The following is a 15,165-nucleotide window of genomic DNA, read 5'->3' as shown; positions in this document are numbered from 1 at the left end:
ACCCGACGGCAGGCCCCGATTGCGGTAATCGGACGCTCACGGAGGGCGTGGTGTTGGTCACGGCAAGTTTCGGCCACTTGGCCTGAGATCAACAGTTGAGGCGGGTGGTGAGGCGCTGGAGGGGTACTGGAGGCGTGCTCGACGCCGGGCTCAGCCCTGCCAGTCGCCGGCCGCCGCCGCGTCCCGCGCGAAGTCCGCGAACGCCCTGGGCTCACGGCCCAGGACGCGCTTGACGCCGTCCGTGGTCGAGGAGTTGTGCCCGTCGAGCAGCGTCGTGAACAGCTCCGCGAGCCACCGCGCCTCCCCCTCGTCGAGACCGTACTGCACCAGCAGTTCCGCGTACTGCGCCCCGGACATCGGCACATACCGCACCGCCCGGCCGGTCGCGGCCGACAGTTCCGCCGCGACCTCGGCGAGGGTCAGCAGCTGAGGACCCGTCAACTCATGAACAAGCCCCGCGTGCCCGTCCTCGGTGAGGGCCTTGACGACGACGTCGGCGATGTCGTCGGCGTCCACCCACGGCTCGGCCGTCTCGCCCGCCGGGAACGGGATCTCGCCCGCGAGCACGCCCTCCGTCATCGCGCCCTCGCTGAAGTTCTGGGCGAAGAAGGCGCCGCGTACGACCGTGAGGTCCGCGCACGACTCGCGCAGCGCGTCCTCGGCCAGCACCGCCGCCGGTTCGCCGCGCCCGGAGAGCAGCACCAGGCGCCGCACACCGTGCTGGACGGCGAGTCCGCCGAAGGTCCGCATCGCCTCGACCGCGCCGGGCGCCGCGAGGTCCGGGAAGTACGTCACATAGGCGGCGTCCGCACCCGCGAGCGCGGGTCCCCACGTCGACTCGTCCGCCCAGTCGAAGCGCACCTCGCCGCTGCGCGAGCCGGAGCGGACCGGCACGCCGAGCGCGGTGAGCCGCTCGACGACCCGGTGCCCGGTCTTGCCGGTGCCGCTGGTCACCAGCACGGTCCCCGGGGTGTTCGGCGTGGTGGACGTGGTGAGCGTGTTCTGAGTCGTGCTGGTCGTGTTCTGAGTCGTGTTCAGCTCTGTGTTCGTCATGCGTCCAGCCTCGTGGGCGCGGTCCCGACTCTCCATGCTTCAGGGGCTCATGCGCATACGTCTGCGTCTACGGGCCCGCCCACCGCTGCGACGGGGCTCCGATTAGGCTCGCGGCCATGGACGCACTCGCCGGACTGCTGGACGGTCCCCGCGCCCGAGGGGCGTTTCTGCTGCGGATGGTGATGGAGCCGCCGTGGTCCGTACGGATCGAGGACCGGGCGCCCATCTGCCTGATGTCGACGACGCGGGGCGAGGCGTGGATCGTCCCGGACTCCGGGCGGCCGGTCCTGGCCCGGCCCGGTGACATCGTCGTCGCGCGCGGCCCCGACCCGTACACCGTCGCCCACGCGCCGGACGCCGAGCCGTCCGCCAGGATCGGCCCGGGCGGGGTGTGCACCACGCTGCGCGGCGAGCCGCTGGCGCAGTCGATGGAGCTGGGCGTACGGACCTGGGGCAACGCCGCCGACGGCTCGGCCACCATGCTCGTCGGCACGTATCTGATGGCGGGTGAGATCAGCGGGCGGCTGCTCGACGCGCTGCCGCCGCTGCTCGTGCTCACGGCCGAGGAGTGGAACTGCTCGGTGATGCCGCTGCTCGACGAGGAGATCTCCAGGGACGAGCCCGGCCAGAGCGTCGTCCTGGACCGGCTGCTCGACCTGCTCCTGATCGCGGTGCTGCGGGCCTGGTTCAACCGGCCGGGCGCCGACGCGCCCGCCTGGTACCGGGCGATGGGCGACCCGGTGGTGGGGCCCGCGCTGCGGCTGCTCCAGGACGAGCCCGCACACCCGTGGACGGTCGCCGCGCTCGCCGCGAAGTGCGGGGTCTCGCGGGCCGGTCTGGCCCGGCGGTTCGGGGAGCTGGTGGGGGAGCCGCCGATGGCGTACCTCACGGGCTGGCGGCTGGCGCTCGCGGCGGACCTGCTGCGCGAGAGCGACGCGACGGTCGAGGCGATCGCCAGACAGGTGGGATACGGGGGCGCGTTCGCGCTGAGCGCCGCGTTCAAGCGGGTGCGCGGCGTCAGCCCGCAGGAGCACCGGACGAATTGCCGAACCGGCAAAGGGATTCCCGACTCCGGGGCGGCCGGGGGCAGGGTGGAGCCATGAGCGACTCGCGCGGCCACGACGGCCAGGACAGCCAGCACGACGGCCACCGGGGTCACACCCACGGCCACAGCCACGGCCATGCCCACGGCGACGGCTGGACCGACTTCGACTGGGAGGCCCTGCTCCCGCTCCTGGTGGGCGAGGCCGAACTGTTCTCGGGGGCGTACCGGGAGGCCGCGGCCTGGATCGGCGCGCAGCGGCCCGGCGCGCAGGTGCGCCGGATCCTCGACATCGGCAGCGGCCCGGGCGTCGTGACCTGTCTGCTCGCGCAGGTCTTCCCGCAGGCGGAGGTCGTCGCCGTGGACGGCAACCGGGCGCTCCTCGGCCACGCGCTGGCCCGCGCGGAGCACCTGGGCCTGGCGGACCGCGTCCGTACGATCGAGGCGGAACTCCCCGACGACTTCGGCGTGTTGGGTGAAGCCGACCTGGTCTGGGCGGGCAACTCGCTGCACCACCTGGGCGACCAGCGGGCCGCGCTCGCGGGCTTCGCGGGCCTGCTGCGGCCGGGTGGCACGGTGGCCCTCGCGGAAGGCGGGCTGCCCACGCGCCACTTGCCCCGCGACATCGGCATGGGACAGCCGGGTCTGGAGGCCAGGATCGACGTGCTGGTGGACGAGCGGTTCGCGCGGATGCGGGCGGAGCTGCCGGACGCCAAGGAGGAGACCGAGGACTGGGCGGCGCTGCTCACGTCCGTGGGGCTGACCTCACCGGCCACCCGCAGCTTCCTCGTCGACTTCCCGGCGCCGCTGGACCCGGCCGTACGGGAGCAGGTGGTGACCGCGTTCACCCGGCACTCGGAGACGGTGGGGGAGCAGCTGTCGACGGAGGACGCGGCGGTGCTGCGGCGCCTGGTCGACCCGGCCGACGAGGCCGGCCTGGCACGGCGCCCGGACGCGTTCCTCCTCGCGGCGAGGTCGGTCCACACGGCCCGGCGCGCGGGCTGACAGCGGCGCTGACCGGCTCCCGCGATGAGTTCCGGCGCCGGAGGCGGTCCTACTCGTACGGACCGGAGCGTGTGCGACCGGAGAGCGTGCGAACGGACCGGGAGCCGGGCATGGACAAGGAATTCACCGCCGTCTTGCGCAAGAGTCCGGGGAGCGGCGGCTGGACGTACGTGGTGTGGCCCGAGTCGGTCGAGTTCTTCGGCACCCGGGGCCTGGTCAAGGTGCGCGGCACCGTCGACGGCCGGCCGTTCCGCAGCTCGTTCATGGCGCTGGGCGACGGGACGCACAAGCTGCCCGTCAAGGCGGATCTGCGCGAGGCCATCGGCAAGGAGGAGGGGGACACGGTCACCGTCCGGCTGGAGGAGCGCCTGACGGACCGACGCGCCGGCGGGACTCCGTACGACGCGATGGCCGCCGCCAGGACAGCGGAACTGTCCGGGCGGCGGGCAACGTCACGGCCTCGGCCTGGTCCCGGCCTCAGAAGTCGAAGTCGTCCGGGTCCGGGCCCAGGCGCTTGGCCTCGTCGAGGGCGGCGATCGCCGTGATGTCCTCGGTGTCGAGCTCGAAGCCGAACACGTCGAAGTTCTCGGCGATGCGCGAGGGCGTCACCGACTTCGGGATGGCGATGGTGCCGAGCTGGAGGTGCCAGCGCAGCACGATCTGCGCCGGGGTCTTCGCGTACTTCTGCGCGATCGCGACGATCGTGGGGACTTCGAGCAGTCCCTTGCCCTGGCCCAGCGGCGACCAGGCCTCGGTCGCGATGCCGTGCTCGGCGTGGAAGGCGCGCAGGTCGGCCTGGGCGAGCTGCGGGTGGAGCTCGACCTGGTTGACCGCCGGGACCACGCCCGACTCGTCGATGATCCGGCGCAGCTGCGGCTCCTTGAAGTTGGAGACGCCGACCGCCTTGGCGCGGCCGCTCTTGGCGATCTCGCCGAACGCGTTCCAGATCGTCACGTAGTCGTCGCGCATCGCGCGCGGCCAGTGGATCAGATACAGGTCGACGTAGTCGAGGCCCAGCTTCGACAGGGAGGCGTCGAACTCGCGCAGGACGCCGTCGCGCGTCCACGTCTCGCTCGCGTCGTTCCACAGCTTCGTGGTGACGAAGAGCTCCTCGCGGGCCACTCCGGACGCCGCGATCGCCTTGCCGGTGCCCACTTCGTTCTCGTAGATCGCGGCCGTGTCGATCGACCGGTACCCGGTCTCGATCGCGGTCGTGACCGCCTGCGCGGCCTCGTGGTCCGGCACCTGCCAGACACCGTAACCGAGCTGCGGCATCTCGACGCCGTTGTTGAGGGTGATGGAGGGGACCTTGCTCACGAGCGGTCGATCCTTACGTCGTCGGTTTCGTACTCGAAGCGTCAACGATCGGGCGGACGGAACCATTCCCAGGGAACGCCGCGAGGCGATCGTGGCCAGATCTCTGTGCTACAGATCCGACCTTCTCGGTTCAGACCATTGACCGCGCTCCATCAAGACGCAACTCTATGGCACATAACTGAACGCGGTACATCATTGTGAACGCCGTGTCCGGTCCTGTCCCCGCATATGCCGTACAGGGGTTCACTTCTGAGCCCCACCCCCCCCATGAAGACAGGAAAGGCAGGTACACCCCCATGAACGACGGCAAAGAAACATCGGAGGAAACACCGGTCTGGGTGACTCCGGACTATGTGGTCGTCGAGACCGCGCTGGAAGTCACCGCCTACGCCCTCACCGACCGGTAGACCCACCGCCATGCTGCTGCAGGTGCTGGGCACCGCGGCGGGCGGCGGACTGCCCCAGTGGAACTGCGCGTGCCCCGGCTGTGCCGGGGCACGCGCCCACCCGCACCGGCGCCGCCGCCACGCGTCACTGGCCGTACGGGTGGCCGACCACCGCTGGTACGTCGTCAACGCGGGCCCCGACCTCACCGACCAGATCGAGGCCGCTCCCGCCCTCCACCCCGGCCCGGCCCTCCGGGAGACCCCCGTCGCCGGTGTCGTCCTCACGGACGCCGAACTCGACCACACCCTCGGCATCGCCCGGCTCCGCGAGGCCCGTGCCGCAGTCGAGGTGTGGGCGACCCCGCCCGTACGGCACGCACTGCTGGACGGACTGCGCCTCGGCGACGTCCTCGGGCCGTACACCCCGCTGGAATGGCGGGAGTTGGGGCCACAGCCCCGCCTCCTCGGCGGTGCCGTCGAGATCAGCGCGCTGCCCGTCTCGGCCAAACGACCGCGTTACGCGACCGGACTCGCCCCGCTGCCGGGTTCGCCCGGCGACGAGGCCCCCGACGACCTCTCGTGGGTCGTCGCCCTGTACCTTCACGAACCCGCCACCGGGGCCCGCGTGGTGTACGCCCCCGCTCTCGCCGCCTGGCCCGACGCCCTGCAGAAGGCCGTCGAGGACGCCGACTGCGTCCTGGCCGACGGCACGTTCTGGGACGACGACGAACCCGTACGCACGGGAATCTCGTCCCGCACCGCCACCTCCATGGGCCACTTGCCGATCGACGGGCCCGACGGCACCGCCCCCCGGCTCGCCGGGGTGCGCGGCCGGTGCCTCTACACCCACCTCAACAACACCAACCCCCTCACGGACCCCGGCGCGGCCGAGCACGCCCGGCTCGCCGCGCTGGGGCTCGAAGTCGCCGCCGAGCGGATGGTGATCGAGATATGAGTTCCCCCGTAAACCCTGTCGATGTCACTCAACCGCCCTGGAGCGCAAGCGAGTTGGAGTCCCGGCTCCGCGCCGTCACCGATGCGCGCTACCACGACCGGCACCCCTTCAACGTACGGATGCACCAGGGCGAGCTGCGCCCCGACGAGCTGCGGCGGTGGATCGTCAACCGCTTCCACTACCAGCGGCACATCCCCGTCAAGGACGCCCACATCCTCGCCAAGTTCGACACACCCGCTCTGCGGCGGACGTGGCTGCGGCGCGTCCAGGACCACGACGGGGCGCGGGACGGCGAGGGCGGGATCGAGCGCTGGCTGCGGCTGGGGGAGGCCGCCGGGATCGGCCGGGAACGGCTCACCTCGGGCGCCGAAGTGCTTCCGGGCGCACGCCTCGCGGTCGACGGATACGTCGACTTCTGCCGGTTGCGGCCGCTGCTCGACGCCGTCGCCGCCTCGCTCACCGAACTCTCCGCGCCGGGGCTGATGCGCACCCGCATCGAGGCGTTCGAGCAGCACTATCCGTGGATCGAGGCCGACGGGCTCACGTACTTCCGTACCCGGATCGAGCAGGGCGGCCGCGACGGCGGCGAGGCGCTCGCCCTCGTCAAGGCCTGGGCGCGCACCCGCGAGCAGCAGGAACGGGCCGTCGCCGCGCTCGCCTTCAAGTGCGACGTCCTGTGGTCGCTGCTCGACGCGGTGGAAGGCGGCGGAGCTCGGGAGTCCCGGGAAGCGGGCGCGCCCGGGGGTGCGCCATGAGTCGCACCGGCACCTGGCGGCCGGTGCTCTCCCGGTCCGTGCTGCTGCGCCACGACCGGGTGCGCGGCGCGGATCTGCTCGTGCTGCCCGAGCGCGTCGTCGTACTGCGCGGCCCCGCCGGGCACATCGTGCGGCTGTGCGACGGCCGCCATGACGTGCAGGGCATCGTCGACGAGCTCGGCGCGCGCTTCCCGGGTGCGCCCGTGGCCGACGAAGTCCCGGTGTTCCTCGGCAAGTTACGGGACGAGGGGTGGCTGAGATGACCGTGGACCCGCCCTGGGCGCTGCTCGCCGAGCTCACCCACGGCTGCCCGCTGCGCTGTGCGTACTGCTCGAACCCGGTGGAGCTGGTGCGCCGTACCCGCGAGCTCGACACCGATGGCTGGCGCCAAGTCATGGCCCAGGCAGGTGAGTTGGGCGTCGTCCACACCCATCTGTCCGGCGGCGAGCCGCTGCTGCGCCGCGACCTGCCCGAGATCGTCGCCGCCGCCGACGCGGCCGGGATCTACACCCAGCTCGTCACCAGCGGGATCGGTCTGGACGCGGAGCGCCTGGCCGCTCTCGTGCACGCAGGGCTGCGGGCCGTCCAACTGTCGGTGCAGCACGCCGACGCGCGGGCGTCCGAACGCCTCGCGGGCCGCCGCTCCTTCGCCGCCAAGGAGCGGGCCGCCGCCCTGGTGCGGGAGGCGGGGCTGCCGCTGGGGCTCAACGTGGTGCTGCACCGCGACAACCTGGACGCCCTTGACGCCCTCGTCGAGCTGGGGCTCGCCTGGGGCGTCGACCGCATCGAGCTGGCCAACGCCCAGTTCTACGGGTGGGCCCTGCTCAACCGCGACCACCTCCTGCCCGAGCGCGACCAGTTGGAGCGCGCGCGGGTGGCGGTGGACCGCTGGAGGGAGCGGCTCGCCGGGCGCGTCGAGCTCGTCTGGGTCGTCCCCGACTACTTCGACGGCGCCGCGAAAGCCTGTATGGGCGGCTGGGGCGCGGTCTCGCTCACCGTGGCGCCCGACGGCACCGTGCTGCCCTGCCCGGCCGCCGCATCGCTGCCCGGCCTCGACCCGCCCAATGTCCGGGACCGGCCGCTGGAGTGGATCTGGCGTGAGTCCCCGGCGTTCAACGCCTATCGGGGCACCGCCTGGATGCCCGACCCCTGCCGCGGCTGCGAGCTGCGCACCACCGACTTCGGCGGCTGCCGTTGCCAGGCGTACGCGCTGACCGGTGACCCGGCCCGCACCGACCCGGCCTGCCACCGCGCCCCCGACCATCACCTCGTCCAGGAGTTCACGGCCCGCCGCACCCCCGCGGCGACACCGGCGCCCCTGCCCGTACCCCGTTCGTTCCGGTCCTCCCCCCCCGACGTCCCCATGAGGTGACCATGACGAGAATCCGCGCCCCCCACCGCGCCCCCCACCGCGCCCCCCACCCCCCTTCCCGCGCCCCCCGCCGTGACTCCCGCCGGGCTCCCCGCCTGCTCACGGCCGTCCTGGCCGCCGCGCTCACGGCGGGCGGGATCGGGGCCACCGCCACCGGGCCCGCCACGGCCGCTCAGCACCGGCCGGTCCAGCGGTCCGATGTCCGGGCCACGGACTGGTCGGTCGCCCTGACCAAGTCGACGATGGCCCGCTTCACCCCGTCGTCGATCGGCGGCTGGTCGTACCCGGTCGGGCTCTACCTCTTCGGCCAGTACCAGGTCTACCAGCGCACCCACGATCCCAAGCTGCTCACGTACATCAAGAGTTACGTCGACCGGTTCGTGGACAGCTCGGGCAGGATCGGGCAGAGCTTCAACAACCTCGACAGCATCCAGGCGGGCCGGCTGCTCGTGATCCTCCACCACGAGACCGGGCAGGACCGCTACCGGATCGCCGCCCAGAAGATCCGCGACCGGCTGAACACCTACCCGCGCACCGCCGACGGCGGCTTCTGGCACGCCGACAGCAGCAGCCGCGCCCATCAGCTGTGGGCGGACGGGGTGTACATGGTCAATCCGTTCCTGGTCGAGTACGGCAAGGAGTTCGGCGACTCCACGTATGCCAACGACGAGGCGGCCAGACAACTCGCCGTCCATGGCAGCCACTTGCAGGTTTCCAGCGGCCTGCTGAGGCACGCGTACGACGAGTCGCGCACCGCGGGCTGGGCCGACAAGTCCACCGGGCTCGCCCCCGAGCACTGGTGCCGCGCCATCGGCTGGTACTCGATGGCGATCGTCGCCGTCCTGGACGCGATACCCGCCGGACACCCCCGGCGCGCCGAGCTCCTCACGTATCTGCGGGACCTGGCAGGCGGTCTTGAGCGCTACCAGGACCCGAAGACCGGCCGCTGGTTCCAGGTCGTCGACAAGGGGGCCAGGTCCGACAACTGGACCGAGACGTCCTGCTCCAGCATGTTCACCTACGCGCTGGACCGCGCGGTCCGCCAGGGCTACATCGACCCGCGCTACGAGATGGTCGCCCAGCGCGGCTACCGGGGCGTCCTCGCCAAGATCTCGCTCGGCGCGGACGGCCGGACCGACCTCACCGACATCTCCATCGGCACCAACGTCGGCGACTACGCCTACTACACCGCACGCACCCGGGCCACCAACGACCTCCACGGCCTCGGCGCCTTCCTGGTCATGAACGAGCAACTGGAGGAGGACAGGTGAAGAGATGCTCCGCGCTGCTCGGCCTCGTCGTGGCCGCGTTGCTCGCGCTCGTCCAGCCCACCGCCCTCGCAGCCCCGACGGCCTCGCGCCCCCAACCAACCGCGGCGGTTGCCGAGTTCGACGTCAGGAACTTCGGCGCCAAGGGTGACGGGTCCGCCAATGACAGCCCGGCCGTCGACAGGGCGATCACGGCGGCCAACGCGGCCGGCGGCGGCACTGTGCGGTTCCCGTCCGGCACGTACAGGTCGCAGAACACGATCCATCTGAAGTCCGATGTCACCCTGCAGCTCGACTCCGGGGCGACGCTCAAGGGGTCGGGCGCGGGCAAGTACGACGCGCCCGAGTCCAATCCGTACGACAGGTACCAGGACTACGGCCACAGCCACTTCCACAACGCCATGATCTACGGCGACCGGCTCGCCAACATCGGCTTCACCGGCGCCGGGGTCATCGACGGTGGCGGCAACCTCATCACCGGCAACCCCAAGTCCGGCCAGGCCGACAAGATCATCTCGTTGACGAGGTGCGACGGGCTGACCCTGGGCGGCGGGATCACCCTACGGCGCGGCGGCCACTTCGCCGCCCTGATCAACGGCTGCTCGCACGTCACCTCGGACCGGCTGCACATCGACACGGCGAGCGACCGCGACGGCTGGAACATCATCAGCACCACCCATGTGGCGATCACCCGCGCCGACATCGCCGCCAACGACGACGCCCTGGTCTTCAAGAGCGACTACGCCCTCGGCGCCAAGCTGCCCAACGGCCATGTCACCGTCCAGGGCGGCAAGTTGTCCGCGAGGTGCTGCAACGCGCTGATGTTCGGCTCGGAGACCTGCGGCGACTTCACCGACTACCAGTTCCAGGCGATCACCATCAACGGCGCGAACAAGTCGGGCCTCGGCATGGTGACGATGGACGGCGCCGACATCAGCGACGTCCACTACCGCGACATCACCATGACCAACGTGCACTCGCCGATCATGCTGAAGACCGGCACCCGCAAACGCTGCGGCGACAACCCCGGCGTGGGGCACATCGCCAACGTCACGTACGACAACATCACGGCGACCGGCAGCAGCCCCTCCTTCAGTCCGACCCTGTGGGGCGAGTCAGGCGCGAACCACATCAACGGTGTGACGTTCACCCACGTCGACCTCACCGTGCCCGGCGGCAGCGCCGCCATGTCGACCGGCGTACCGAGCGACACCGCCACGGACTACAACCCGGACAGCATCGGCATCCGCCCCGCCTACGGCTGGTATCTGCACAACGCCGACAACGTCTCCTTCACCGACAGCTCGGTGCGGTTCACCGCCAATGACGGGCGCCCCGCTGTCATCGCCAACGGCGGCGGCCCGGTGAGGTTCACCCGGTTCACCGCACAGCGCGGCAGCGGCAGCCCGCACGACCTGGGCTTCCAGAGCGTCGGCGGCTACTGCGTCGCCGACAGCGCGAACACCTCCGGCGGCGCCCTGCGGACCGCCGACTCCGGCTCCACCCCCTCGTGCACACCCACCGCGCCCCGCGACGAGGCGACCCACCTCGACAACCCGCGCCAGGACTTCCTGCGCGCCTCGACCTCCGGGCTCTTCCTGCACTGGGGCGAGCGGACCGCGCCCGCGCACACCAGCTGCTCGGCCTGGGAGTCGGACGTCACCAGCGGCGGCTGGACCCCGGACTACTGGGTGAGGGAGGCGCAGAAGCTGCACGCGCAGTATCTGGTCCTCGCCACCTTCCACAGCCGTCTCGGCTACGCCCGCCCCTGGCCGTCGAAGATCCCCGGCAGCTGCTCGACCAAGCGGGACTTCCTGGGCGAGCTGATCGCGGCGGCCAAGGCCGAGGGCCTGAAGACCATCCTCTATATGACCGACGACCCCCAGTGGCACAACGAGGGCGGCCATGAGTGGCTGGACTCCGCCGCCTACTCCTCGTACAAGGGCAGCTCTGTCGACCTGACCACCCGCGACGGGTTCGGGCAGTTCGGCTACGACAACTTCTTCGAGGTCATGGACCGCTACCCCGACCTCGGCGGCTTCTGGATCGACAACGACAACGCCTACTGGGAGAGCCACCAGTTGTATGCCCAGATCCAGCAGAAACGCCCCTCCTTCACACTCAGCAACAACAACGAAGACACACCGATCATGGATATGATCAGCAATGAGCAGAAGACCGGGATGAGTCCCGCCTACGACTATCCGCAGGCGGTCTACACGGCGCAGCCGCGGCTCACCGAGGCCGACTTCAAACTGCCGTCCACCGGCGCCTGGTGGTACGACGGATCGAATCCGAGTGTCGACAAGAAGCTCACCCTGGGACGACTCGTCACCAACGCCGGGTCGTCGGTGAAAGCCCTCATGGCGGAAACGGCCCAGGTGAACGGGAAGTTCCCGTCCAACCAGGCCTCCTTCAACGACTTCGCCAACGGCTATCTGAGCCCCGTCTGGGAGTCGCTGCACGGAGTCGAGGGCGGCGGCTATCTGTACGGCGGGCTCAAGCCCGGGTTCTGGAACGACGGCGCCCACGGCGTCACCACCATCAGCAAGACCGACCCCGACCGGCAGTACGTCCACGTCATCACCCCGCCGAGCACCTCGACCCTCAAGCTGCGCGACAACGGCTACCGGGTGACCGGGGTGACCAACCTCCGCACCGGCGCGGCGATCCCGTACAGCCAGTCCGGCGGCACGCTCACCCTCAGTGGCCTGGGCGGCTGGGACCCGTACGACACCGTCTTCAAGGTCACCACGGCCGGGCGCACCGGGATCATCCCGGCCGGTAGCTACACCCTGACCGCCAGTGCCTCGGCAAGCGGTCACGGGGCGGCGGCCGCGGCCGACGGCAGCCATCTGACGTACTGGGACAGCGACAAGACCCTCCCGGTGCGGCTCGACTACGACCTCGGCTCGGCCAAGAAGGTCCAGTACCTGGGCATCAACCAGCGTGAGGACTCGGTGAGTTACGCGCGCTCCGACACCGAGCAGTCGGCGCGCGTCAAGGGATACAAGGTGTACGTCAGCGCGGACGGGAGCAACTGGGGGAGCCCGGTGAAGTCCGGCACGCTGCCCAGTGCGCGGGGCGTCGCGGTCATCGGCATCCCGGCGGCCACGACCCGCCACGTCCGCCTCGAAGTGACCAGCACCTACGCCGCCTCCTCCGACACCACCCGCTACAAGCGCCTGCGCATCGACGAGACCTGGCTGGGCTCGGCGTACGCGGGCTCCGCCCCGGCAGCCACGGCGTCGGTCCCCCCTCCGGCAACGGACTGGCCGTCAGACCGGCGATGGGCCGGTCCGGTTGGTTGTTCGTGCGGCGCACCCCCACCGAGGCCAAGTTCAAGGCGCGGGCCGACGCGATGGTGAGCGGCGGCCCCAAGGACCACGGGTTCCTGTACGTCAGCCTCGACGACTTCTACCAGAAGTGCGACTCGGGTTCTACGTCACGCCCGGCGGACGGCTACAGCGCGACCCCGCGTCCCGGTGAGACCTGGCTGATCAGGGTCGGGCCCACGTCCGTCAACACGGCGAACCCGGGCCGCACCGGCCGGGGATGATCCCGGGCACTCCCACCGCAAGTGTCCCAACAGGCTGCCCGCGAACGGAAGTTGGGCCCTCGCAAGGCATTGACAACAGGCGCTTCAGGCACTGCTATGCAGTGTTGGTTAGGAAGCTTTCCTAACTCTCCCTCGGAAGGAACCCCCCATGCACGTTGCCGCTCCCCGACGCCGCGTAGCCGCGGTCGCCGCCGGCCTCAGCTGTCTCGTCCTGCCCCTGGTCGCGTCCGTGCCCAGGGCCGCCGCGTCCGCGTCCGCGTCCCCGCCGCTCGCCGCGGGCGCCATGGCCGCCGCCCCCTACGAGTACCTGGGCTGGGGCAGCCCGCAGAAGCCCACCGACGTCATGGCCGCCACCGGCGTCAAGTGGTTCACCCTCGCGTTCGTCCTCTCCGACGGCGGCTGCAACCCGAAGTGGGACGGGTCGCGGGCGCTCACCGGCGGCTCGGACCAGTCCGCCATCAACGCCATCCGGGGCGCGGGCGGCGACGTCGTCGTCTCCGTCGGCGGCTGGAGCGGCAACAAGCTCGGCGAGAAGTGCTCCAGCGCCTCCGCGCTGGCCGGCGCCTACCAGAAGGTGATCAACGCGTACCACCTGAAGGCGCTGGACATCGACATCGAGGACACCGAGTTCTCCAACGGGACCGTGCGCAAGCGGGTCGTCGACGCGCTGAAGATCGTCAAGACGGACAACCCTGGGATCGTCACCTACGTGACCATGGGCACCACGCCGGGCGGGCCGGACGCCAACGGCAAGGACCTCATCAAGAAGGGCGCCGCGGCCGGGCTCGCCAACGACGGCTGGGTGATCATGCCGTTCGACTTCGGCGGCCACAGCGGCTCCATGGGCTCGGCGACCGTGAGCGCCCTCGAAGGGCTGAAGGCCGCGGTGAAGAGCGCGTACGGCTACGGCGACGACACCGCGTACCGGCACATCGGTGTGTCCTCCATGAACGGCAAGACCGACGAGGCCGGCGAGACCGTCACCACCGGCGACTTCCGGACCATCCTCGGCTACGCCAAGCAGCACCACATCGCGCGGTACTCCTTCTGGTCGGTCAACCGGGACCGCCAGTGCGGCTCGGGCGGCGGCGGAGACGCGTGCAGCGGGATATCCCAGGCGCCCTACGCCTTTACCAAGATCGTCGTCCAGTACACCGGCTGAGGGAGTGACGATGACACAGCAGCAGTCCATACGGCGCCGCGGCTCCGCGGCCGGTGCCCTCGCGGCCGTCGTGGGCCTCCTGGCCATCGCGCTCGCCACCACCCAGCCGGCCGCCGCGGCGAACACGGAGGCCGGTCCGGCCGTCCCGTTCGGCAGCCACCAAGTCCCTTATGTCACAGGCACGTTGAAGTCGAGCGGCTCACAGTCGGTGGTCGACCAGCAGGTCGTCACCACGTACAAGGCGTGGAAGGCCGCGTTCGTGAAGCACAACTGCGGCAACGGCTGGTACGAGGTGATCTCGCCGGACGCCGACCATCCCTATGTGGCCGAGGGGCAGGGATACGGCATGGTCGTCACCGCCCTCATGGCGGGGGCGGACGCCGACGCCAAGAAGATCTTCGACGGGCTGGTCAAGTACACCCTGGCCCACCCCTCGGTGAACAACTCCGCTCTGCTCGCCGCCGAGCAGGACTCCTCCTGCAAGAGCGTCGACGGCTCCGACTCGGCCACCGACGGCGATCTCGACGTGGCGTACGGACTGCTGCTCGCCGACAAGCAGTGGGGGAGCGCCGGCACGTACAACTACAAGGACCTTGCGGTGAAGCACATCGCCGCCATCAAGAAGAGCGAGGTCAACGCCACCACCCACCTCATGCTGCTCGGTGACTGGTCCGGGTCCGGCGAGTCCCACCACTGGATCACCCGTTCCTCGGACTGGCTGATCGACCACTTCCGGGCGTTCCGGACTGCCACCGGCGACAGCGCCTGGGACACGATCCGTACCGCGCACCAGAGCCTGATCACCTCGCAGCAGTCCAAGTACGCCGCCGCCACAGGGCTGCTCGCCGACTTCGTCGTCAACACCAACGGCACGCCCAAGCCCGCCCCGGGCAAGGTGCTCGAAGGCTCCCACGACGGCGACTTCAGCTGGAACGCCTGCCGCGACCCGTGGCGGATCGCCACGGACGCGGTGACCAGCGGGGACGCCGCCTCGCTCGCCTCCGCGCGCAAGCTCAACGGCTGGATCAAGTCCAAGGCCGGCGGCGACCCGAACAAGATCGTCACGGGCTACCACCTCAACGGCTCCGCCATCGAGAGCGGCAGGGACATGGCGTTCACCGCTTCCTTCGCCGTCGCGGCGCTCACCGACCCCGGCTCGCAGGCCTGGCTCGACGCGCTCTGGGGCAAGCTCGCCGCCACTCCGGTGGACCCGAAGCTCTACTACGGCGCCAGCGTCCAGCTCCAGTCCATGATCGTCGCATCCGGCAACTACTGGGTGCCGTAACGATGT

The 15,165-nt window shown here is 70.8% G+C and carries 14 protein-coding genes and 1 pseudogene; 13 read left to right on the top strand and 2 right to left on the bottom strand.

The annotated features are described in order from the left end of the window. Nucleotides 1-150 precede the first annotated feature (150 nt). On the bottom strand, nucleotides 151-1,053 hold the full coding sequence (locus ACFWA7_RS02890; protein WP_385820480.1) for an NmrA family transcriptional regulator: 903 nt from the start codon (nucleotides 1,051-1,053) through the stop codon (nucleotides 151-153). A 116-nt stretch (nucleotides 1,054-1,169) separates the two neighbouring features. Between ACFWA7_RS02890 and ACFWA7_RS02885 the strand changes: the two genes are divergently transcribed. The 3 genes and pseudogenes from ACFWA7_RS02885 to ACFWA7_RS02875 form a co-directional block, all read left to right on the top strand. Beyond that, a complete protein-coding gene (locus ACFWA7_RS02885) occupies nucleotides 1,170-2,156 on the top strand; it encodes a cupin domain-containing protein (protein ID WP_385820478.1) in 987 nt (328 codons plus the stop codon). Continuing rightward, nucleotides 2,153-3,100 (top strand): class I SAM-dependent methyltransferase, encoded by a 948-nt coding sequence (locus tag ACFWA7_RS02880; protein ID WP_385533290.1) that lies wholly within the window; start codon nucleotides 2,153-2,155, stop codon nucleotides 3,098-3,100. Before ACFWA7_RS02885 ends, ACFWA7_RS02880 begins: the two co-directional genes overlap by 4 nt. 110 nt (nucleotides 3,101-3,210) lie before the next feature. Then, a pseudogene (locus ACFWA7_RS02875) lies at nucleotides 3,211-3,471 on the top strand (DUF1905 domain-containing protein); the annotation flags it as partial. Nucleotides 3,472-3,577: 106 nt separating this feature from the next. Here ACFWA7_RS02875 and ACFWA7_RS02870 read toward each other — a convergent pair. Beyond that, the gene (locus tag ACFWA7_RS02870) at nucleotides 3,578-4,417 is read right to left on the bottom strand and encodes an aldo/keto reductase (protein WP_385820476.1); all 840 of its coding nucleotides are present in this window, start codon (nucleotides 4,415-4,417) and stop codon (nucleotides 3,578-3,580) included. A 296-nt stretch (nucleotides 4,418-4,713) separates the two neighbouring features. Between ACFWA7_RS02870 and pqqA the strand changes: the two genes are divergently transcribed. From pqqA to ACFWA7_RS02820, 10 genes are all read left to right on the top strand, one after another. Then, complete coding sequence (gene pqqA / locus ACFWA7_RS02865) at nucleotides 4,714-4,824, top strand: pyrroloquinoline quinone precursor peptide PqqA (protein WP_385820474.1); 111 nt, start codon at nucleotides 4,714-4,716, stop codon at nucleotides 4,822-4,824. Nucleotides 4,825-4,834: 10 nt separating this feature from the next. Beyond that, the gene (gene pqqB, locus ACFWA7_RS02860) at nucleotides 4,835-5,758 is read left to right on the top strand and encodes a pyrroloquinoline quinone biosynthesis protein PqqB (protein WP_385533299.1); all 924 of its coding nucleotides are present in this window, start codon (nucleotides 4,835-4,837) and stop codon (nucleotides 5,756-5,758) included. Further along, nucleotides 5,755-6,513, top strand: a complete 759-nt coding sequence (gene pqqC, locus ACFWA7_RS02855) for a pyrroloquinoline-quinone synthase PqqC (protein WP_385820472.1) — start codon at nucleotides 5,755-5,757, stop codon at nucleotides 6,511-6,513. Before pqqB ends, pqqC begins: the two co-directional genes overlap by 4 nt. Then, nucleotides 6,510-6,776 carry a pyrroloquinoline quinone biosynthesis peptide chaperone PqqD gene (gene pqqD, locus ACFWA7_RS02850; protein ID WP_385533305.1) on the top strand — a complete coding sequence of 89 codons (267 nt, stop codon included), beginning with the start codon at nucleotides 6,510-6,512 and terminating at the stop codon, nucleotides 6,774-6,776. Before pqqC ends, pqqD begins: the two co-directional genes overlap by 4 nt. Continuing rightward, nucleotides 6,773-7,885, top strand: a complete 1,113-nt coding sequence (gene pqqE, locus ACFWA7_RS02845; RefSeq protein ID WP_385820609.1) for a pyrroloquinoline quinone biosynthesis protein PqqE — start codon at nucleotides 6,773-6,775, stop codon at nucleotides 7,883-7,885. Before pqqD ends, pqqE begins: the two co-directional genes overlap by 4 nt. 11 nt (nucleotides 7,886-7,896) lie before the next feature. Beyond that, complete coding sequence (locus ACFWA7_RS02840) at nucleotides 7,897-9,156, top strand: glycoside hydrolase family 105 protein (protein WP_385820607.1); 1,260 nt, start codon at nucleotides 7,897-7,899, stop codon at nucleotides 9,154-9,156. After that, nucleotides 9,153-12,521 carry a glycosyl hydrolase family 28 protein gene (locus tag ACFWA7_RS02835; protein WP_385820470.1) on the top strand — a complete coding sequence of 1,123 codons (3,369 nt, stop codon included), beginning with the start codon at nucleotides 9,153-9,155 and terminating at the stop codon, nucleotides 12,519-12,521. The genes ACFWA7_RS02840 and ACFWA7_RS02835 overlap by 4 nt, the downstream gene beginning before the upstream one ends. After that, a complete protein-coding gene (locus ACFWA7_RS02830) occupies nucleotides 12,467-12,712 on the top strand; it encodes a hypothetical protein (protein WP_385820468.1) in 246 nt (81 codons plus the stop codon). Before ACFWA7_RS02835 ends, ACFWA7_RS02830 begins: the two co-directional genes overlap by 55 nt. Nucleotides 12,713-12,860: 148 nt before the next feature. Next, on the top strand, nucleotides 12,861-13,874 hold the full coding sequence (locus ACFWA7_RS02825; protein WP_385820466.1) for a chitinase: 1,014 nt from the start codon (nucleotides 12,861-12,863) through the stop codon (nucleotides 13,872-13,874). A 10-nt stretch (nucleotides 13,875-13,884) separates the two neighbouring features. Further along, nucleotides 13,885-15,159: a glycosyl hydrolase family 8 gene (locus ACFWA7_RS02820; protein WP_385820463.1), complete on the top strand. Its 1,275-nt coding sequence runs from the start codon at nucleotides 13,885-13,887 to the stop codon at nucleotides 15,157-15,159. Nucleotides 15,160-15,165 lie beyond the last annotated feature (6 nt).

The sequence above is a fragment of the Streptomyces sp. NPDC059994 genome, assembly GCF_042737755.1.
Lineage (GTDB): Bacteria > Actinomycetota > Actinomycetes > Streptomycetales > Streptomycetaceae > Streptomyces.
Note: the sequence above shows the minus strand (reverse complement) of the source record. Positions and strands in the feature narration are given on the sequence as shown.

Bases quoted from the DNA above. Each gene is read 5' to 3' on its own strand.
- ACFWA7_RS02890 (WP_385820480.1), bottom strand. From the start codon at position 1,053: ATGACGAACACAGAGCTGAACACGACTCAGAACACGACCAGCACGACT.
- ACFWA7_RS02885 (WP_385820478.1), top strand. From the start codon at position 1,170: ATGGACGCACTCGCCGGACTGCTGGACGGTCCCCGCGCCCGAGGGGCG.
- ACFWA7_RS02880 (WP_385533290.1), top strand. From the start codon at position 2,153: ATGAGCGACTCGCGCGGCCACGACGGCCAGGACAGCCAGCACGACGGC.
- pqqA (WP_385820474.1), top strand. From the start codon at position 4,714: ATGAACGACGGCAAAGAAACATCGGAGGAAACACCGGTCTGGGTGACT.
- pqqB (WP_385533299.1), top strand. From the start codon at position 4,835: ATGCTGCTGCAGGTGCTGGGCACCGCGGCGGGCGGCGGACTGCCCCAG.
- pqqC (WP_385820472.1), top strand. From the start codon at position 5,755: ATGAGTTCCCCCGTAAACCCTGTCGATGTCACTCAACCGCCCTGGAGC.
- pqqD (WP_385533305.1), top strand. From the start codon at position 6,510: ATGAGTCGCACCGGCACCTGGCGGCCGGTGCTCTCCCGGTCCGTGCTG.
- pqqE (WP_385820609.1), top strand. From the start codon at position 6,773: ATGACCGTGGACCCGCCCTGGGCGCTGCTCGCCGAGCTCACCCACGGC.
- ACFWA7_RS02825 (WP_385820466.1), top strand. From the start codon at position 12,861: ATGCACGTTGCCGCTCCCCGACGCCGCGTAGCCGCGGTCGCCGCCGGC.
- ACFWA7_RS02820 (WP_385820463.1), top strand. From the start codon at position 13,885: ATGACACAGCAGCAGTCCATACGGCGCCGCGGCTCCGCGGCCGGTGCC.